The 21,969-nt window shown below is 40.2% G+C and carries 14 protein-coding genes; 10 read left to right on the forward strand and 4 right to left on the reverse strand.

The annotated features are described in order from the left end of the window. Window positions 1-16 precede the first annotated feature (16 nt). The 9 genes from AC1DDK_RS05720 (at window position 17) to AC1DDK_RS05760 (ending at window position 17,414) form a co-directional block, all read left to right on the forward strand. Window positions 17-2,173 carry a glycoside hydrolase family 43 protein gene (locus AC1DDK_RS05720; protein ID WP_337716767.1) on the forward strand — a complete coding sequence of 719 codons (2,157 nt, stop codon included), beginning with the start codon at window positions 17-19 and terminating at the stop codon, window positions 2,171-2,173. A 115-nt stretch (window positions 2,174-2,288) separates the two neighbouring features. Then, window positions 2,289-4,676, forward strand: coding sequence for a glycoside hydrolase family 127 protein (locus AC1DDK_RS05725; RefSeq protein ID WP_337716769.1), 2,388 nt, complete (start codon window positions 2,289-2,291; stop codon window positions 4,674-4,676). Window positions 4,677-4,705: 29 nt separating this feature from the next. Next, on the forward strand, window positions 4,706-6,103 hold the full coding sequence (locus AC1DDK_RS05730; protein WP_288879126.1) for an aminopeptidase P family protein: 1,398 nt from the start codon (window positions 4,706-4,708) through the stop codon (window positions 6,101-6,103). Window positions 6,104-6,259: 156 nt separating this feature from the next. Further along, a complete protein-coding gene (locus AC1DDK_RS05735) occupies window positions 6,260-9,235 on the forward strand; it encodes a SusC/RagA family TonB-linked outer membrane protein (protein ID WP_288879127.1) in 2,976 nt (991 codons plus the stop codon). A 12-nt stretch (window positions 9,236-9,247) separates the two neighbouring features. Continuing rightward, window positions 9,248-10,849: a RagB/SusD family nutrient uptake outer membrane protein gene (locus tag AC1DDK_RS05740; protein ID WP_337716771.1), complete on the forward strand. Its 1,602-nt coding sequence runs from the start codon at window positions 9,248-9,250 to the stop codon at window positions 10,847-10,849. Between the two features lie 189 nt (window positions 10,850-11,038). Continuing rightward, window positions 11,039-11,941 (forward strand): AraC family transcriptional regulator, encoded by a 903-nt coding sequence (locus tag AC1DDK_RS05745; RefSeq protein WP_288879129.1) that lies wholly within the window; start codon window positions 11,039-11,041, stop codon window positions 11,939-11,941. Window positions 11,942-11,963: 22 nt separating this feature from the next. Continuing rightward, on the forward strand, window positions 11,964-13,730 hold the full coding sequence (locus AC1DDK_RS05750; RefSeq protein ID WP_337716773.1) for a DUF885 family protein: 1,767 nt from the start codon (window positions 11,964-11,966) through the stop codon (window positions 13,728-13,730). Continuing rightward, complete coding sequence (locus AC1DDK_RS05755; RefSeq protein ID WP_288879131.1) at window positions 13,727-15,145, forward strand: APC family permease; 1,419 nt, start codon at window positions 13,727-13,729, stop codon at window positions 15,143-15,145. The genes AC1DDK_RS05750 and AC1DDK_RS05755 overlap by 4 nt, the downstream gene beginning before the upstream one ends. Continuing rightward, entirely contained in the window at window positions 15,135-17,414 is a 2,280-nt protein-coding gene (locus AC1DDK_RS05760) for a S9 family peptidase (protein WP_288879132.1), read from the forward strand. The genes AC1DDK_RS05755 and AC1DDK_RS05760 overlap by 11 nt, the downstream gene beginning before the upstream one ends. 171 nt (window positions 17,415-17,585) lie before the next feature. Here the strand turns inward: AC1DDK_RS05760 and AC1DDK_RS05765 are convergent, their stop codons facing one another. Genes AC1DDK_RS05765 through AC1DDK_RS05780 form a run of 4 tightly spaced genes read right to left on the reverse strand, consistent with a single transcriptional unit; the run spans window position 17,586 to window position 19,974 of the window. Further along, on the reverse strand, window positions 17,586-18,305 hold the full coding sequence (locus tag AC1DDK_RS05765; RefSeq protein ID WP_172660056.1) for a YoaK family protein: 720 nt from the start codon (window positions 18,303-18,305) through the stop codon (window positions 17,586-17,588). A 45-nt stretch (window positions 18,306-18,350) separates the two neighbouring features. Continuing rightward, window positions 18,351-19,058, reverse strand: coding sequence for a Crp/Fnr family transcriptional regulator (locus AC1DDK_RS05770; protein ID WP_172660057.1), 708 nt, complete (start codon window positions 19,056-19,058; stop codon window positions 18,351-18,353). Between the two features lie 29 nt (window positions 19,059-19,087). After that, window positions 19,088-19,378 carry a hypothetical protein gene (locus AC1DDK_RS05775; protein WP_172660058.1) on the reverse strand — a complete coding sequence of 97 codons (291 nt, stop codon included), beginning with the start codon at window positions 19,376-19,378 and terminating at the stop codon, window positions 19,088-19,090. Then, the gene (locus AC1DDK_RS05780; RefSeq protein WP_172660059.1) at window positions 19,375-19,974 is read right to left on the reverse strand and encodes a methyltransferase domain-containing protein; all 600 of its coding nucleotides are present in this window, start codon (window positions 19,972-19,974) and stop codon (window positions 19,375-19,377) included. Before AC1DDK_RS05780 ends, AC1DDK_RS05775 begins: the two co-directional genes overlap by 4 nt. A gap of 455 nt (window positions 19,975-20,429) precedes the next feature. On the opposite strand from AC1DDK_RS05780, the gene AC1DDK_RS05785 reads away from it, so the two are divergent. Further along, window positions 20,430-21,938, forward strand: coding sequence for a sulfatase family protein (locus AC1DDK_RS05785; protein WP_172660060.1), 1,509 nt, complete (start codon window positions 20,430-20,432; stop codon window positions 21,936-21,938). The last annotated feature ends 31 nt before the right edge of the window (window positions 21,939-21,969 follow it).

Below are 21,969 nucleotides of genomic sequence, written 5' to 3' on the forward strand. Positions count from 1 at the left end.
CATAAATGAACCACAAATGAATATACAAATCAGTTATTGTCTACGCGCACTGGTGCTCGGTACCATGGTGCTTATCATAAATTTAAGGACCACCTCTGCCCAGCAATCGAAAAAAACGGCTTACCTTTTTACCTATTTTACAGGAAATAACGGAACGGAGGAATCCATCAGGTTTGCCTTAAGCAACGATGGTTATACCTACCGTGCGCTAAATGCTGATAAACCTGTGATCAGTTCGGCAGTAATAAGTTCTACCGGAGGTGTACGTGATCCGCACATTTTGCGTGGAGCCGATGGTAAGACCTTCTATATGGTGGTTACCGATATGGTGGCTGCAAAAGGTTGGGATTCTAATAGGGCAATGGTATTGTTGAAATCTGCCGATCTGGTTAACTGGACTTCAAGTATTGTCAATATCCAGAAACGTTTCCCTAATCAGGACAGCTTATTACGTGTATGGGCACCTCAAACTATATACGATAAAGAAGCAGACAAGTATATGATCTATTGGTCGATGAAACATGGAGCAGGTCCTGATATCATTTATTGGGCGTATGCTAATAAGGATTTTACGGATCTGGAGACTGAGCCAAAACAACTCTTCTTCAGCCCGACAAATGGTCCCTGCATTGATGGAGACATCGTCTTCGACCACGGGAAATACCACTTGTTTTACAAAACCGAAGACAGTGAAAAAGGAATTCGGGTGGCAGTGTCTGATAAGTTAAAAGAAGGTTATGTGGCGCGTCCGGGTACAGTACAACAAACTAAAGATCCGGTAGAAGGTGCGGGGGTATTTAAACTCAATAATGGAGAGGGGTATATCTTGATGTATGATGTATACACTAAGGGACGCTATCAGTTTACAAAGACTAAAGATTTCAAGCAATTTACAGTGGTTGATCATGAAGTAAGGATGAACTTTCACCCGCGCCATGGCACTGTATTGCCAATCACAACTGCAGAAGCGGCAGTCCTATTAAAAAAATGGTACACCGGAGCGGATGTAATGGGGTCTGGACAATCACCGGCGATTAAGAAAAATAACATTGTGATCGATACCCTAAACTCAAAGGTTTACCTTCCGGTAAAAAACGGGACTTCATTGAGGTCTTTCGATCCGGAATTTGTGCTGCTTCCTGGTATGAGCATTAGTCCGAAAGGACCTTTTGACTTTACGAAAGGACCTGTTAAAGTAAAAATCACATTGCCGGGGCATAAGCCCCTTGTGTATGAAGTTACGGCTGCTATCGATCTGAATCCAGTATTGAATGGTTACTATGCAGACCCCGAAATCCTATATTCTAAGAAAACTAAAAAATACCATTTATACCCTACCAGCGATGGTTTTCATGACTGGTCAGGAACTTATTTTAAAACCTTCTCTTCCCCTAACCTTGTGGACTGGAAAGATGAAGGGGTGATTGTCGATTTACTCAAAGACGTAAGTTGGGCTAAGAAAAATGCATGGGCACCTACCATCGCAGAAAAGAAGGTAGGTAATAGCTACAAATACTATTACTATTTTACCGCTGCACAAAAAATAGGGGTTGCTGTTTCTGAAGACCCATCTGGTCCTTTTAAGGATAGCGGTAAGGCGCTGATTGCAGGTAAGCCTGCAGGAATAAAAGGTGGGCAAGAGATCGATCCCGATGTATTTACCGATCCTAAAACAGGCAAAAGTTATTTGTATTGGGGTAATGGTTATATGGCTGTAGCTTTGTTGAATGAAGATATGATATCGATAGACTCTTCATCAATTAAAGTCATCACTCCAGATAAAACTTTCAGGGAAGGCACTGAAGTTTTCTACAGAAATGGAAAATACTATTTTTTATGGTCGCAGAATGATACGAGAGATGCAGACTATGGTGTTAGGTATGGTGTTTCCGATTCGCCAACAGGTAAAATCAGTTTGCCGGAAAATAACCTGATTCTTTCTAAAGACGAATCACAGGCCATTTACGCTACCGGACACAATTCTGTTATTCAGGTGCCGGGTAAGGATGAATGGTATATTGTTTACCATCGCTTTACTCGTCCGGCAGGATTGAGCATGGGGCAGTCTGCAGGTTATAACCGTGAAGTGTGTATCGATAAAATGGAGTTTGATGCCGAGGGTAATATAAAAGTGGTACAGCCTACATTGAAGGGGATTAGATTAGTTAAATAGTTAAATTTCATCTAATAACTGTTAATAAATGCCTCATTAGTACTTGGTAATAAGCCTATTTTTGAAGGAAAATAAGTTGCCATAACCGGTTTTTTGAGAATTTAAGTATATTAAAATGAAATCATCACTCCTGATACTGGCTGTCGGAATCGCTGTTCTACCTGCCAGCGCGCAGCAGAAGAAAGATTACCCTATACAGCCTGTGGCTTTTACGCATGTCCATGTAAACGACCAATTCTGGGCTCCAAAAATGCAAGTTAACGCAACAGTCACAATCCCTTATACATTGCAAAAATGTGAAGATAATGGAAGGATAGACAACTTTTTAATGGCTGCACATGAAATGGAAGGTAAGCTTTCTCAATTTACGTTTGATGATACGGATGTATACAAAGTAATTGAGGGTGCCTCATATGCGATGCAGGTGAAGAAAGATCCGGCCCTGGAGCATTATATAGATTCGCTGATTACTATAATTGGCAAGGCACAGGAAAAGGACGGCTACTTATTTACTTTTCGTACGGCAAATGCAAAGAAACCTCATGAATGGATAGGAAGTAAACGATGGGAAAAGGAAGAGGAACTGAGTCATGAACTGTACAACTCAGGCCATTTATTTGAGTCGGCAGCAGCCTATTATGAGGCAACAGGAAAAAAAACTTTACTTGATATTGCCCTCAAGAATGCTGATTTGCTGGTCAAAGATTTCGGCCCCGGCAAACTCCAGATCTATCCGGGTCATCAGATAGTTGAAATAGGTCTTGTTCGTCTTTATCGCATTACGGGCAATCAGAAATATCTGGATCTTGCCAAGTTTTTCCTGGATGTAAGGGGTCCTAAGGGTGATGCATATAACCAGGCAAATGCCAAAGTTATAGACCAGCGTACTGCCGTTGGACATGCAGTAAGGGCAACTTATATGTACACCGGGATGGCTGATGTTGCCGCATTGACCGGCGATCAGAACTATCTTAACGCTATAGATAAAATCTGGGAAGACGTGGTTTATAAAAAACTGTACATCACCGGCGGTATTGGAGCTACTGGTGCAGGAGAGGCATTTGGGGAGGCTTATCAACTGCCAAATATGTCTGCCTATGCAGAAACCTGTGCAGCCATCGCTAATATCTACTGGAACAGCAGAATGTTCCAGTTACATGGTGATGCCAAATACATGGATGTTTTAGAAAGAACACTTTACAATGGCTTACTTTCAGGTGTATCTTTAAGTGGCGATCGTTTCTTTTACCCCAATCCCCTGGCTTCTATGCACCAACATCAGCGCAGTGCCTGGTTTGCCTGTGCATGCTGTATTTCTAATATGACCCGTTTTTTGCCCTCTGTACCAGGCTATGTTTATGCACAGAACAACAATGACCTCTATGTGAACTTATTTATGAGTAATACGGCTGAGGTAAATCTTAAAGCAACTAAAGTCACACTTACTCAAACAACAGGGTATCCATGGAACGGAAAAGTGGAGATCATCATCAACCCCGAGAAATCATCCACATTTGCCCTCAATATTCGGATTCCGGGATGGGCTGCTCAGTCGCCTGTACCGGGTGATTTGTATACCTATATGGATCAGGCTAAATCGTCCTTCAAATTACTGCTGAACGGAAAACCTGCAGTTTATAAAATGATCAAGGGTTATGCCGTTGTAGCACGTCAATGGAAAAAAGGAGATCAACTTATACTCGATCTGCCAATGGAAGTTCAGAAGGTGATTGCCAATGCGAAGGTAAAAGATGATGTTGGCAGATTTGCTTTTCAGCGTGGACCAATTGTATACTGCCTTGAGGGGCAAGACAACAAAGACGGGCTGGTTCAAAATATCATGGTCGATAAAGATGCCAAAACTACTACAGCATTTAATAAAGAAAAATTAAACGAAATCCAGGAGATCTCTGTTGAAGGAACAGGTACTAAAAGACAAGTGAATTCCGATGAATTAATTCAGGTAAAACAAAAGGTTACTGCAATTCCATATTATGCCTGGGCAAATCGCGGATCAAGTGATATGACCGTTTGGATTCCTTATGAGGCTTCCTCAGCCAGACCACAGCCTGCGCCAACTATTGCCTCTTTAAGTAAGGTGAGTTCTTCATTAGATAACCCGCGTTTATTGGGGGCAATCAAAGATCAATTTGAACCTGCCGATTCAAAGGATACCAATTATCCCTATTTGCATTGGTGGCCAAAAAAGAACACCACCGAATATGTGCAATATGATTTTTCTGAAAACCAAACCGTTTCAGAATCCGGAGTTTATTGGTATGACGATGGGCCATGGGGCGGTTGCCGGATTCCGCTTTCATATAAGGTATTATATTTGAAAGACGGCGCCTGGATACCCGTTGAAATATTAAGTGATTCGGGAATCGCTAAGGACCAGTTTAATTTTCTTAAATTTAAACCGGTAAATACCAAAGCCTTGAAACTTGAAGTTCTGCTGCCGATAGAACAATCTTCGGGTATTCATGAGTGGAAAGTGAAATGATTAATTGGTAGTTAATCAAATATCATCTTATGTTTAATAAATCAATCTATATTAAAAGGAGACAAGTTCTCAAATCTAAATTTAACAGCGGGATTCTACTTTTCATGGGTAACAACGAAAGCCCGATGAATTACAGAGATAATACTTATCACTTTAGACAGGATAGTACTTTCCTGTATTATTTTGGAATCAATGTGCCAGCGCTTTCGGCGATCATAGATATTGATGAAAACAGGGAAATCATTTTTGGTGCAGAAATGACTTTAGATGAACTAGTGTGGATGGGAAGGCAAGAGTCATTAAAGAGCAAGTGTGAAAAATGCGGAATAGATGAAGTCCAGATACCTGGTGCACTTAAAAGTTATGTTGAGCAGGCTGAACATAGGGGTAGAAGTGTTCATTTCTTACCTCCTTATCGTGCAGATAATGAGATCAAGCTGGCTGCCCTGTTAAAGATTGATATTGAGGAATTGAATACAGCTTCTTCGGTTGAATTTGTGAAAGCTGTTGTTTCACAAAGGTCTGTGAAGTCGGAGGAAGAACTCATTGAGATAGATAAGGCAGCATCAATATCTGCAGATATACACCTGAATGTGATGCAGGCCACCAGACCTGGAATGTACGAAAGAGAAGTTGCAGCAGCCATCCATCAGGCAGCCCTGGCCTCCGGAGGTAACCTGGCTTACCCGATTATATTAACGGTAAATGGAGAGATCCTGCACAACCATTATCAGGGCAACCGATTAAAGGAGGGACAACTCGTACTTAACGATTCGGGCGTGGAAACGGCAGGTGGTTATGCAAGTGATCTTACCCGTACTTTCCCCGTTTCCAAACGATTTACCATTGAACAAAAAGATATCTATGAAATTGTACTGCAGGCTTATCAGGACGCTTCGAGCATGCTCTCGTCAGGAACAAGGTATCTCGATATCCATTTTCAGGCTTGTAAGAGCTTAACTCTCGGTCTGAAAGCATTGGGATTAATGAAAGGGAATGTCGAAGATGCAGTAGCCGCTGGAGCACACACTTTATTCTTTCAATGTGGTACCGGGCATATGATGGGACTTGATGTTCACGATATGGAAGATCTTGGTGAACAATATGTGGGTTATTCGGATAAGTTGAAAAAAAATACCATTCAGTTCGGCCTAAAGTCCTTGCGGATGGGCAAGGAGCTACATCCAGGTTATGTGGTCACAGTTGAGCCGGGGATTTATTTTAATAAAGAATTAATTGACCGCTATAGCGCTTCAGGTTTGTTCTCAGATTTTATAAACTACCCAGCTGTAGAAAAGTTCCGGAATTTTGGAGGTGTCAGGATTGAAGATGATTTTGTGATCGAGGAGGGAGGAGCCCGCATGCTGGGTAAACATCTGGCAAATACTGTTTCAGAAATTGAAGACATCAGGGATTCCGCCTTTTAATTAAGAAGCTACCAAAAACACTTATTTAAATCCAAGGCCACAAACGGGGTAAAAATGGATTGATACCTGATAAAATACGAAAACTATCCTCATTTATTTGCTTCTAACTTTAACCGAGTTAAATATATCAGTCAATTAACTAAACTAGGTTTAAGTATGAAAGCAAAAAATGAGTGTTACAAACACCGTAGTAATGGATTATGGTTTCTTTTGCTCTTCCTTCTTCCCTGTCAATTGTATGCCCAAAATGCAATTACAATAAAAGGAACAGTTTATGATTCTGCAGACGGAACTACGCTGGTTGGTGTTTCTGTCAATGAAAAAGGTACAACAAATGCGTCAAGTACAGACAATAAAGGTAGTTTTATCCTTAAGGTTTCTAATGCCAATGCGCGGCTTGTATTTAGTTATCTCGGGTATAAACTTCAGGAGGTTTCACTCAATGGGCAAAACACAGTCAATGTAAAGCTGGAGCCGGAAAGCAGAGGGCTAAATGAAGTTGTGGTAGTGGGTTATGGTACCCAAAAAAGAGGAGAGGTAACCAGTTCCATCGCCACGGTAAAATCCGAGGATTTCACAAAAGGAGCAGTAAGAGATGCCGCACAGCTCGTTCAGGGTAAAGTTGCCGGGCTCAGGATTACAACGCCTTCTGGCGATCCCACTGCCAGCACACAAATCAATCTGAGGGGGTTGAATTCCATCAATGGATCTTCTGAACCTTTAGTCCTGGTAGATGGAATTCCGGGAAGTTTAAATACAGTTTCTCCCGAAGATATTGAATCAATAGATGTCTTAAAAGATGGTTCAGCTGCAGCGATATATGGAACACGTGCAACTGGCGGTGTAATCCTGATCACTACGCGGAAAAATCGAGGTAAATCAAAGGCAACAATTGAATATACAAATTATGTAAACGTTCAAAAAATTGCAAGAAGGCCCGAACTGATGACCGCTGATGATTACAGGCGATTAATTGCCGAGGGTAAGAATTATACAGATTTTGGAAGTAATACCGATTGGCTGGATGAGATTTTACAAAATCCGGTAAGTCAGAACCATAACATAAGTTTTTTTGGTGGTACCGGAACTACAAACTTAACCGGGTCAGTAAACTATCGAAACTGGGAGGGCATATTTTTGCGTACCGGTCAGGAACGACTTACCATTCGGGCCGATTTAAATCATGCCATGTTTGATGATAAGTTAAAAACCAATATTCAGGTGATCAACCGAACAACATCCTCCACTCAGGGAGGAGCCGATGGATATGCTTACAGACAGGCGATGATACGTAATCCTACAGACAGAATTTTAACTGAGGACGGAAAATGGCAGGAAAGAGCAGTTTATTTTTACGATAACCCCCTTTCCAGAATTAATGAGGCAACAAACGACAATACTTTTCGGGAGATGCGGGTTAGCGGAAGTCTTGACTATCGCCCGATAAAGGATCTAAGCCTAAAAATACTAGCTTCTAATGTACAAAACAATAATTTGAATGGTAATAGTACTACTTTCGATCACGTAAATACAACCAAAAGTCAGTTGAACGGAACTGCATCACGGTCTACTTATTCTAATAAAGAAAACCTGATTGAGTTAACGGCTAATTATGTAAAGAGCATCAATAACCACAATTTTACATTGCTTGGTGGCTATAGCTGGCAAGATGCAACTTTTGAAAACTTCAGTGCTTATAATTTTGATTTTCCTACAGATGCATATACCTGGAATCAATTGGAAGCTGGTTCCGCATTAAAAAGAGGACTGGCGGAAATGACCAGTTTCAAAAGTAAATGGCAGCTTGCCGGTTTTTTTGGACGTCTTACTTATAACTGGGATGAAAAATATCTTTTTATGGCAAGTGTAAGAAGAGAGGGATCGTCAAAATTTGGTGTGAACAATCAATGGGGAACTTTCCCGGCTGCCTCTATTGGCTGGAGAGTAAACAAAGAGAATTTCATGCGGGATATTGCAGTAGTATCAGACTTGAAGTTAAGGGCAGGCTATGGTGTTACAGGAACAATTGCGAATGAACCCTATATGTCTCAGAGCAGTTATGATTTTACTTATAACGAAGGTGCATTTATTAATGGTAAATGGGTTCAGGGATTTGTTCCAACAAGAAACTTTAATCCGGATTTGCGATGGGAGAAAAAGAAAGAATATAATGTTGGTGTCGACTTTGGTTTATTTGAAAGCAGGATTACCGGATCCCTCGACTATTATACACGGAATGTAGAAGACCTGCTTTATAATTTCCCCGTGCCTGTTCCTCCATATTTAGCCGGTAACATGTTCCTTAATGCGGGAGCAATGAAAAATTCAGGATTTGAAGCACTTTTAAATATTAAAGCAGTAGACAGCAAATTGCTGAAATGGAACACCAACATTACCTATTCGACTAATAAAAACAAATTGGTTGATTTGTCTAATAAACAGTTTGACGTAACTACTGAATTTTTTGATGCAGGTTACACTGGCGAGCCTATTCAGTCATCAACCCATCGTGTAAAAGTTGGTGGCCCCATTGGCCAATTCTTTGTACTTAAAAGTGTAGGGGTAGATGACAATGGGAAATGGTTGGTAGAGAACAAGGATGGACAAGTTATACCCATTGCAGAATCGACTGCCGAGGACCGTCAGTATTATGGGAACGGAATTCCTAAATACCTGATGGGCTGGAATAACTCTTTTCAGATTAAGAACTTTGATCTGCAGGTAAACATTAGGGGAGCCTTTGGTCACGATGTACTGAATATGCAAAGAATGTATTATGAAAACCCTGTTAACAAGGCCTATAACGTATTAAAAACCGCATATGATCCGGTATATGGTAAACAACTCAATACAGACCTGGTTTATGTTAGCCATTACATTGAAAAAGGCGATTACATTAAAATTGACAACATCACACTTGGTTATACCTTACCTAAAGATTTTATCAAAAAGATAAGTAACCTCAGGATCTATGTTTCCGGACTTAATCTATTTACCATCACAAAGTATAAAGGTCTTGATCCCGAAGGGGTAAGCTATTCAGGTGATTTCACTTTTGCACCTGGAATTGAACACCGGGATACTTATCCTACTACACGGACTTTTACTGCCGGACTTAATGTTTCATTTTAAGTTATAAATATCATGAAAAAGAAAATTTTCCAATATATAATAATCGCAACGCTAGTTTCTGGCGTTATCATTTCCTGTACTAAATTGGATGAGGAAGTGTATTCCGAAGTCCTTCCATCTAAATTCAATCCCTCAGAGAAAGATCTCCCATCTATTCTGGCGCCTACCTACGCTTCTTTAAGAACGGTTATGTGCGGATGGCAGGGATATTTTGATTTGCAGGAAGAAGCTGCCGACTGTATCATTACACCAGTTCGCCCTAATGGTTGGGACGATGCCGGAACATACCGCCGGATGCATCAGCATACCTGGACTACCCAGGAATATCAGCCCTTTAATACCTGGCAAAATGCCTATTCGAGTATCACAAAATGCAACATGATACTCTCACAGATTGAAGAAGGTACCCTCAAGTTAGAAGCGATTAAAGAAAGCGCGGTTGCAGAACTTAGGGCTGTACGGGCACTTGCCTATTATCTCTTAATGGACAATCATGGTAATGTTCCCATAGTTACAAGCTTTAAGGACGTTTCTTTGCCTAAACAAAATACAAGGGCCGAAGTGTATGCATTTGTGTTAAAAGAATTAAATGAAGTATTGCCTGTGCTTAGTGAAGATGCTGCCACTACTTATGGAAGAATGAATAAATGGGGAGCAAAGGCGCTTCTTGCTAAAATATACCTCAATTCGGAAATCTATGTGGGAACACCTGAATACGAAAAATGTATTAAGGAAGCTGATGATGTGATAAACAGCAATAAGTACCAGTTAGATAATAATTATAGCGATGTATTTACTTACACTAACCAGAACTCAAAAGAGATCATATTTGCCATTCCATATGATGAAATTTATGGAGTAGGAAATCAGATTCATTTAAAAACCCTTGATCCACTAAGTCAGAGTGTATACCAGATGACCGCCCAGCCATGGGGTGGGAATTGTGCAGTACCACAATTTATCGATACTTATGATGTTGATGACAGTCGTATGAAAGATTCCTGGATACAGGGCCCACAGATAAACCCCACCTCTGGTCAGGTGATGATCAATTACGTGAAATTTGTTCCTGGTATGGGTGGAACTGACGGAATTGTTGCAGCCAGTAACCAGGGCTTTCGAATAGGTAAGTATGTAATTAAACCTAAAGCCACGGGAGCTATGGATAACGATTTTCCGTTTTTAAGATATGGAGATGTTTTGATGATGAAGGCAGAAGCACTGTTAAGGACGGGCAAACCAAATGAGGCTGCTTTAATTGTAACTGAGATCAGGAAGCGTGCTTTCAAAGATAATCCGGGAAAAGCAACAGTCACCGGCGCAGATCTTTTAAAAGGTAGCAACTATCAGTATGGATTACAGGCACCTGACGGAAAAGTATCTGTGGTGAATGGAGGCGCAGATATTGTTTATGGTCGATTTTTAGATGAACTAGGTTGGGAGTTTGCAGCAGAAGCTCATCGCAGGCAGGATCTGATCCGTTTCGGCGTATTCCAAACCAAGCGGTGGTTCAACCATTCTCCGCACCCACAGGCACAAACACGTACATTATTTCCAATACCGCAAGACGAGTTGGCAAAAAATCCCAATTTGAAGCAGAATCCTGGTTATTAGGCTGTATTCATAAGGTGAATAATAGAAAAGATTTGTGCTTTTTAATAAGCGTTACTTTGACGTATATTAGCAATGTGTCACCATATCTTAACCAATTTAACATGCTTGTAATCAGCTAAGTGTTAACATTTGTATATTAACACTCAACAACTAATCAACCAACTTAATCCACCACTTAAACAACCGACCATGAAAGTACTCCCATTTACTTTACTTGTACCGAATGACAAGAGTGTGATATCTGAACAAATTGAATTACCTCATTTCTATCAATATCTTCACAGGCATGACGAGTGGCAGATAACTTGGGTTGAGCGTGGTGAAGGTACATTGATAGCAGGTAATAACATGCATGCATTTCGTCCCGGAGATCTCTTTTTAATAGGAGCTAATCTTCCCCATTTATTTAAAAGTAACCCCGAATATTTTATGGGTGAAGAAAGTAAAAGTATCAAGGCATGTTCTATTTATTTCAATCCTTCAGGAGTATTAGCTGGTTTATTTAATCTACCTGAATTAAAAGCAGCGAGTTCTTTTTTGAGGAATAATAAGCATGGGTTTAAAATCCCTGAGAAATACAAGAAACAGTTTGCATCAAAGATGCTTGAAGTTCATCAGGCATCTGGAACCGATGTACTATTTAATTTTTTGAATCTGTTTGAATTACTCCTGGATATTGGGGGAAGTGCCGAGGAGCTTTGTTCGGACTTTTATTCTTCTAATCTTTCAGAGCGTGAGGGAATGAGGTTGAGTAATATTATCAATTTTATTATGCGTAATTATAACAATCAGATTGATCTTGAAGATGTGGCAAATGCTGCTTATATGACCCCACAGGCATTTTGCAGGTACTTTAAAAAACATACCGGACATACTTTCATTTCTTTTTTAAACGAAGTGAGGATAAATGATGCGTGTAAAAGCCTCGTATCAGGCGAAAAACCGGATTGTATCTCGGGAGTCGCCTATAAAGCTGGATTTAATAGCATTACAAACTTTAATCGTGTTTTCAAGAGCATTATAGGTCAGTCGCCGCGTGCATACATAGATGCCTATAATAATGTAAGTAGAGTAGGTCTTATCGCAGTATAATAAGGCAAATATGACTATGTTTATGAAAAAACATTTATACAGACTCTTAATTATGTGTTTATTGCCATCGCTCCTTTTTGCGCAGGAAAAAATGGCCTCTGCTCTATACGAGCAAACCAGCGAGATGGGAACCACAATCATTACTTACCAAAGGGATGTAAAAGCCATTCAGGATTTCTATTCACCATATATTATAGAAGGGACTTATCCCGAAGTCGAGCATGTTTATTATTCGCCTGAGCAAAGGGAGCGATTGCTTGCAGTCCATAAGGAATACCTTAAAGGACTGGAACATCTGGATTTTGATTCTTTTAGTATTTATGGTAAGGTTGATTATCTGTTGCTAAAAAAGGAGATCGGTAAAGAAATTGGTCAATTGGAGAATGCGGAAATTAACGATCAGGCTATTCTCAAATATATTCCCTTTGCTCAGGATATCTATGCATTAGAAAAGGAAAGACGAAGGGGGAAGGCAATGGATTGGCAGGCTGTGGCCACAAAGCTTAAGGCAATACTGAAAGTAGTGGAGGCTTCAAATGCATCCTTATCAAAAGAGACAACATTGAATAAGAAATTATCAGGAACTGCAAATGAAGCAATTTCTGGTTTGAAAACGAGACTAAGAGGTTTTTACGAATTTTATAAAGGATATGATCCATTATTCGATTGGTGGGTGCCTAAACCTTATGATGCATTAACCGTGGCTTTAACTAATTATGCATCATTATTTTCTGGGAAACCCATTAAGGAGTCCCTTCAAAAGGACAGTGACTACGGAATAAAAGGAACCCCAATTGGGCAAACAGAACTTATCAGGCAATTAAGTGCAGAAATGATCCCCTATACGCCAGAAGAACTCGTTAAAATTGCAGAAAAAGAGTTTGCATTTTGTGATCAGGAGTTATTAAAAGCCTCGGCGGATATGGGTTTTGGAAAAGATTGGAAAAAAGCCCAGGAGAAAGTCAAAGAAAGCTTTGTTGCTCCCGGTAAACAGCCTGAACTAATTGTGCAACTACAGAAAGAAGCGCTTGATTTCATAAGAGAACATAATTTAATTAAAATTCCTGCCCTTGCAGAGGAAACATGGGGGATGGTCATGATGTCGGCTGAAAGACAGCTGGTCAATCCGTTTTTTACAGGAGGAAGAGAAATTAGTGTATCGTATCCAACAAATACAATGAATGAAGGCGATAAGTTGATGAGTATGCGTGGTAACAATCCATATTTTTCAAGAGGTACCGTACAACATGAATTACTCCCAGGTCATCATTTGCAGTATTATATGAATAGCCGCTACAAGAATTACAGGGAACTTTTTACTACGCCCTTTGGAATTGAGGGATGGACCCTTTATTGGGAACTTCTTTTGTATGACAAAGGTTTTGCTAAAAGCCCCGAAGAGCGTATCGGTATGCTGTTCTGGAGGATGCATCGCTGCGCAAGGATTATATTTTCGCTAAATTATCACTTAGGTAAATGGACTCCGGGGCAGTGTGTCGACTTTCTTGTTAATCGGGTGGGTCATGAGCCTGCCAATGCAGAGGGAGAAGTCAGGAGGTCATTTGAAGGTGGCTATAGTCCTTTATATCAGGTCGCCTATATGATTGGCGGGCTACAATTGATGGCTTTAAAAAACGAACTCGTAGAAAGCGGAAAAATGAGTTATAATGAATTTCATGAACGGGTGATGAAAGAGAACCTGATTCCGATGGAAATGGTGAGGGCAACATTAACCGGTCAGCCATTAAAAAGGGATTTTACAACCCAATGGAGATTCTACAAATTATGAAACAAGAACCCACCGGATTTAAATCTTCACTCAGGTTAATTGATGCCACGATGCTGGTTGCCGGCAGTATGATCGGATCAGGAATATTTATTGTAAGTGCAGATATTACCAGGAATGTAGGGAGCTCGGGTTGGTTAATGGTGGTATGGCTGATAACTGGGTTTATGACACTAACTGCAGCTTTAAGTTATGGCGAATTAAGCGCTATGTATCCGAAAGCTGGTGGACAATATGTGTATTTAAAAGAGGCATACAATCCATTAATAAGTTTCTTATATGGCTGGAGTTTTTTTACGGTTATTCAAACCGCTACTATTGCTGCAGTTGGTGTGGCTTTTGCAAAGTTCACAGCTTATTTATTACCTCAGCTTAGTGAAGATCATATAGCTATTGATCTTGGGTTTTTACATGTTTCGCCGGCACAGCTGCTCGCAATAGTTGTTATCATTATTTTAACTTACGTAAACAGCCGGGGTGTTAATGCAGGCAAGTCCATACAAACAGTTTTTACGATGGCCAAACTATTGAGCCTTTTCGGTTTGATTGTATTCGGTTTGTTTTTTCTGCAAAAAGATATCTGGCAGAGTAACTGGAAAGATGCCTGGGAGTTGAAACCACTGGCCGGATCGTCGGCCGTAGGCTCTTATACTACAATGGCTGCTTTTGGTGCGATTGCCGCTGCTATGGTGGGCTCTATTTTTAGTAGCGACTCCTGGCATAATGTCACCTTTGTTGCGGGTGAGATCAGGAATCCAAAAAGAAATGTTGGGTTGAGCCTTGCACTTGGTACGGTCATGGTCACCATATTATATATTTTGACCAATATCATGTATACCGGTGTACTTTCGCTCAGCGACATGGCACATGCAGATAAAGACAGGGTTGCTGTCTCTGCCTCGCAGGTTATATTCGGATCATCGGGCACTGTTATTATTGCGCTAATGATCATGGTGTCTACCTTTGGATGTAATAATGGATTGATTATGGCAGGCGCCAGGGTTTATTATTCTATGGCTAAAGACGGCCTTTTTTTTAAGAAAGTGGGTGCCTTAAACAGAAATGCTGTACCTGCCTTTGGTCTTTGGATCCAGTGTTTGGTGGCTTCATTATGGTGCCTTAGCGGCAGATATGGTGATCTGCTTGATATGATCTCCTTTGTTGTGGTGATGTTTTACATGCTTACAATTGGAGGTATTTTTATTCTCAGAAAAAAGCGCCCTGATATTGAACGTCCATACAAGGCTTTTGGCTATCCGATTTTGCCACTTATTTATATCATTATGGGGTTAGCTTTTTGCGTCCTGCTGATCCTATATAAACCCCGTTTCACCTGGCCAGGATTGATCATCACCTTGATCGGTATCCCGGTTTACTTTGTGATTGGAAAATTTAAAAATAATAAACATGAAAATTAGTAGTATCTATCTTTTTTTAATAGTTATTGCCTTCAGTTCCAAAGCTCAACAAAATCAATTACAACCCTTTAGTCCATCAGGTGCTGAGATGGAACGAGCCTATTCTCAGGCTGGACAGCTGGATAGTGCGTTGAGAAAGGTAGCCGTAAATAATGAAATAATTCCATTTTGGAACGCAGACGGACACTCGTTTTGGTACAAAAGAAACTTAGCGGATCGCAACTGGGAGTTTATTTATGCTGATATAACAGAAAGTGTACATAAACCGGCTTTTGATCATACCAGAGTTGCCACGATAGCAAATAAGTTCTTTGATAAAGTGCAGGAAGCTACAAAACTAAAATTTGATAGGCTTATTTTTGGCAATTCGGGAACCCTGTTAACACTCAAGTTAAATGGGAAATGGCTTGAAATTAATTTGGACGATTACAGTTTCAAACAAGCTAAAGATACCAGCTTTGTTAATTATGATCCAAGGAAACCATTACAAAGAAAAAGATCGAGATGGGAGGGGACTCCTTCGCGCTTCTTATCCCCGGATGGAAAAAACGTTCTCAGCTTAAAGGCTGGGAATCTTTTTGTAACAGATACCGAAAGTAAAGCAGAAACCCAGTTAACAACAGACGGGACAGAAAAAAGACCTTATGCTGAATTCAGTTGGTCGCCCGATAGCAAAAATGTTGTAGGATACCTGGTGAATCCAAAGAAGATAGATAGTGTTTATTATGTGCTGAGCGCAGTAACAGGAACAACCAGAGGACAGTTAAAATCACATGAGTATGCGCAGCCGGGGGACGTCTTCACCAGTTACGAGCCTTTTATTTTCAATATTACAACTAAGAAGATAATAAAGGTAGATACAGAGCAAATCGATTTTTTTGAACCACAACCTCTGCATTGGCGGAATAATGACAACAGATATTATCTCTATGAAAAAGTAGATCGTGGCCACCAGCGTTTTAGAGTGATTGAAGTAGATGTACAAACGGGGAAAACCAGGAATATTATAGATGAGAAGGCAAAAACTTTTATTTATGAAGATCGCATTTACACACGCTATCTGCCCAAAACCAATGAAGTAATTTGGACAAGCGAGCAAGACGGTTATCGCCATATTTATCTGGTAAATACGCTAACGGGGAAACAATTTCAGGTTACAAAGGGGGATTTTGTAGTACGTGATATTGATAGCGTTGACGTGGAGAAAAGGGAGATATGGTTTACTGCCAGTGGTGTGAATAAAAAAGAGGACCCTTATTTTTTACATCAGTACAGGGTTAATTTTAACGGTAAAAATACGATAGCACTCAATCTTGAGCAGGGCAATCACCGGGTAGTATTTTCTCCCGACAGAAACTACTATGTGGATACCTATTCACAGATCAATGTTGCGCCAGTAACTGTTGTTAAAAGAACTGCAGATGCCAAAAGCATCATGGAATTAGAGCGGGGTACTACCACTGGTTTTACAGAAGCAGGGCTTAAATTACCTGAGGTATTTGTTGCTAAAGGAAGAGATGCCAAAACAGATATTTGGGGAGTAGTATGGCAGCCATCGAAAATGGATAATAGTAAGACCTATCCCGTTATTGAATATATTTACGCAGGCCCTCAGGATAGCTTTGTACCCAAGAATTTTACGCCTTATAGCGAAATGCAGAGCCTTGCTGAACTGGGTTTTATTGTTGTGCAGATGGATGGTATGGGTACTGCAAACCGCTCAAAAGCTTTTCACGACGTATGTTGGAAAAATCTGGCTGATGCAGGATTTCCGGATCGTATTTTATGGATAAAGGCAATGGCACAAAAATATCCTAACGCAGATATCAGCAGAGTGGGTATTTATGGCACTTCAGCTGGGGGGCAAAATTCAACGGGCGCTTTGCTGTTCCATCCAGAATTTTATAAAGCTGCGGTATCGGCTTGCGGATGTCATGATAACAGGATAGATAAGCAATGGTGGAATGAGCAATGGATGGGTTATCCGGTTGGCCCTCATTACGATGAGCAGTCCAATATCACTAATGCAGCAAAATTACAAGGTGATTTGTTTCTGATTGTTGGCGAGGCCGACGAAAATGTGCCACCTGAATCTACTTACCGCTTGGCTGATGCCTTAATCAAAGCAAACAAAGATTTTGAATTACTATCTATACCTGGAATGGGGCACAGTGATGGTGGTGCATACGGAAGGCGAAGAAAAAGAGATTTTTTTGTAAAGCATTTACTGCACGCCGAGCCACCCAAACGTAATGTTGTGATTAATTAATTGCATATGCTCCATTTTAAGAGCTAACTATGTTAATATAGCTTAACCAGTTGTTAATATTATAGAACTCATTTCTTTGAAGACTAGAACTACACCTACTATTGTAGGTAAATTCATGATTTACGTACTGGATCCCTTAGGATCGATTGCATTTATGCATACGTTTAATTGTTATTTGTAACGACGCATCACACGAATAACGTGAAAGCGGAAATAATCATAGAATAAGGCAGTCATTAGAAAAAAAATGGGCATTAGAAACGCGTCAAATTGATATTGCAGGAATAAAAATGTACCCATAACTCCACCAAAGAGAAAGGAAGTAATAATGACCACTCTAAGCAAGATGCGCCGTTGTATCCTTGCAGTTAATTTCAAAGGTTGAATAACGGCGATAGAGAGATCTGTCCCCAGATCAGTAAACATCCCTGTAAGATGGGTGGTCCTCACTACCGAACCAGAGATCATCGAGACCAATGCATTCTGCATACCCATGGCAAATAGTAAACTGCCTGCAAAATATTCAGTTTCATGTAGAGAACTATTGTAGCTATGGCAGGAAATGGTAACAGTTGCTAATATCGCTATAATGATCCCGATAGGTAGTAGGTAGGCTGAAGATTTTTCTCTTCCAATCGCTTCTATGCATATACCTGAAGTAAATGCTCCTGTTAAAAACAACAAAAACCAGAGTGCAACAATACCTGCGGCTCTAAAATCTGCTTCAGCAAGGTTAACTGCAAATAATGCAGCATGTCCTGTTACATTTGTCGTTAATACTCTGAATGCCAGAAAGCCAGCACCGTTAATAAATCCTGCATTTAGACAAAGCAAGATAGCAAGTCTGAGATTGTGATTAAAGGTTCTTTTTTGTCCTGTATGTCTGAGCATAGGTGGATAGTTTTTTGCGAATTAGCCTGGTCAATTTTGCCGAGCTTAACTTCTATTAGATCTCCGAACGAGTTTTTCAATATCCTGTATCCAGATTTTCCGACCTTGTGTTTTAATCATACCCTCAGCTTTAAACTCCTTCAATAGTCTAATTACATTTTCTTTAGCTATACCTGCTATACCAGCAAGATCACTTCTGGATATATCTATTACAATTGTCTCTCCATAGGAAAGGCCGGCTTTTGATTTTTCTCTGAATACAATCAGTGCAATTGCGAGTCTTTCAGCCGCTGAGGCGTCGGAAAATGCTGAAATATTGTTTACGAATACGGTAAACTCATGGCTCAATGCCTTTAATAGACTCGTAGCAAACTGTGGGTTACGTTGAAGAATTTCAAAGAAATCTTCTTTTGGTATAAAGCTGATTAAACTTTCTTCAAGCACTGCAGCTGAATCCTGATGCCGTTCTTCAGATAAAATGGCATGATATCCAATTAGTTCTCCCTTATTAGCCACATAAATGATCTGCTCTTTGCCAGTAGCCCCTTTTTTATACTTTTTAACTTTTCCTGAATGGATATAGTAAAGTCCGGAGGGCATCATCCCTTCCTTGAATATAATTTCACCTTTTCTATATTTCTGAATATCCTGTTTGCCTATTAAAAAGATATAATCTTGCTCATTAAGCATATTAAGGACTGAACGGGTAGAGAACAACCATTTTTCAATCGGGAAAAGACCTTCCAAACTCATGTGTACAAAGTTAGCATAATAAAGTGCTCTTAATACCGCCTGTATTTCCTTAAAATACTTGCTTTTTCGCGCAGACAAATCAGAGCATAGCGAAAGCAACTCCATTGTGTACTTGTTAAATCCATTGGAGAAAGTTCTTCTATAGTGATTTCCAATTTACTGAAGCATTGAGATACGGGTAAACCATGGACTGCCGCTATCCTGGAAATATCCAGTATCACAGATTCCACTTGAGCATAGTTTTGCATGCTTGAGATCTGGTAAATCAAGGAGTCTACCATCTCATTTATTGTCATCTTTTTATTAATGGAATAGGTCATTCTTTGATATACATCTTAAGATATTGGTTAAAACTCGCCTCTATTAACTGATAATCTGCGGGTATCTCTGCATCACTTCCATGGTAAGTTACCAGTCTTGTTCCACTTGGTTTGTTATCTAGTATTTTGTAAAAGATATTGGCGTAATAATTATACAAACTTGCTGAATACTGTATAGAATTATCAATTCGTCCATAGGTGTACAGGTTTTCAGCAAAGGAATTGAAAAAGTACAGGCCATTATAATTACTGAAATCGAGCTCAGTGAAATTACCATGCATGAAGTGTATATTGAGTTCAGAAGGACTGTTTTTCCTGGACATCAGCGCAATTTCATGGAGATCCCTTCGTTGTTCAATACCATAGAAATCACAATCTGGATAACGCTGGGCAGCAGTAATACAAAATTTTCCGATACCACTGCCAATATCAATGATCTTGCTATTTGGTTTATCACTGAGAAAGGCTGCGGAGGCCATAATTACATCCACAGGGCTCCAATGAATACGGGAGAGCTTCTTCATTCTAGGAGATAGCTGGCTATCATAGATCTCGTCGTTTGAATAGTGTGTTGTAGAAAGAGTTGAAGTGCTCATGTCTTAATTTGTTATGGCGAATTTAAGGCAAGGAGTCAATGGATTCCACAACAAAAGATCACTAAAAAAAATGATAAAAGTCATTATTTGAAGTAGGATTGCATGGGATTGATTACTCTTTCTAGCATCAAAGCCTACATATGGGTTTGTCTTATAGCCATATCAGGACGTGACAAGACTTCCGACATTTGTGTGTTGATAGGGCGTTGATAGGGCGTTTATAGGGCCTTGCTAGGGTCTTAGTAGGGCTAATTACCCTATCAAAGCCTTGGAGACGCCCTAGAAAGGCCTTCTTATCTAATGGTTAACCCGCTTAAACATTTTTCAGCGCTGGAAAAAGAAACATTAAATATCAATTCTAGATTTATTGATGTAAAGAACGTTATCTAATATTTTGTAATTTGGGCGGGGGGAAAGTATAAGCGTGCTATCAACCCCGACCTAAAATAATAAAAATGAAAAAAATATTAGTTATTCTATTGTCCCTCATGGCTAATTTAAGTTTTGCCCAAAGAGGAGAGAAGCCAAATGTTATCTATATATATGCTGATGACCTTGGCTACGGCGATTTGAGTTGTTATGGTGCTACCCGAATAAAGACACCAAATTTAGATAAACTTGCTGCATCTGGTATCCGTTTTACTGATGGACATTGTACTTCGGCCACATGCACACCTTCACGTTATGCTTTAATGACCGGTGAGTATCCATGGCGTAAAAAAGGAACTGGCATTTTGCCGGGAGATGCCGCATTAATTATACCTACCGATAAAACTACCTTACCTAATCTCTTTAAAAAAGCAGGCTACCAAACTGGTATTGTGGGTAAATGGCATCTGGGACTTGGTGATGCCGTTGCGAAAGATTGGAATAATGAAATTAAGCCTGGACCAAATGAGGTTGGTTTTGGTTATTCCTTTATCTTTCCGGCTACAGCCGATCGTGTCCCTACTGTTTTCCTGGAAAATCATAATGTGGTTGCATTGGATCCTAAAGATCCGATAAGTGTTAATTATGTAGAGAAAGTGGGTGATGAGCCAACGGGTAAAGAACATCCGGAGTTGTTAAAATTGCAATCTTCGCCAGGGCAGGGCCATAACAATACGATTGTGAACGGGATTGGCCGTATTGGTTACATGAGTGGAGGAAAACTTGCACGCTGGGTGGATGAGGAGGTTTCTTCAACCTTTTTAATCAAGGCCAAGGATTTTATTCAAAAAAATCAAAAAGATCCCTTCTTTTTATATTTTGCTTTAACCGAGCCTCATGTACCACGGATGCCTGCAACAATGTTTCGTGGCAAAAGTGGTTTAGGTTTACGCGGAGACGCTATTTTACAGTTGGACTGGACCGTGGGAGAGATTATTAAACAGTTAAAGGAAGCTGGACTGGACAAAAATACCATGATTATTTTTTCAAGTGATAATGGCCCCGTCCTGGATGATGGTTATGAGGACGAAGCAGTGACCAAACTAAATGGCCATACACCTACAGGTGCTTTTAGGGGTGGGAAATACAGCATATTGGAAGCTGGAACCAGAGTGCCATTTATTGTAAGCTGGCCAGGAAAAATAAAGCCACAACAGGTTTCTGCAGCTACTGTAAGCCAGATTGATTTATTAGCCTCATTCTCAGCACTGCTCGGCCAGCCGATACCCGCAGGAGATGCACCTGACAGCGAAAATACCATTGATGTATTTCTTGGTCAATCTAAAAAGGGAAGGTCTGTCTTGATAGAACATGCAAATACGCTTTCGATAGTAAAAGATGGCTGGAAGTATATTGAGCCTGGTGATGGGCCAGCCTATAACAAGCTGGTGGGCATAGAAATGGGCAGTTTAAAAGAGGCGCAGCTGTATAACCTGAAAACTGATGAGGCAGAGAAAAATAATCTTGCTGCCAAATATCCAGATAAAGTGAAAATGCTTAAGGGTTTATTGACGACTATAAAAGATAAACCCTGAGAAAGTATGTTAAGCTATTGCTTTCGCAATT

The sequence above is a fragment of the Pedobacter sp. 05T44 genome, assembly GCF_056395985.1.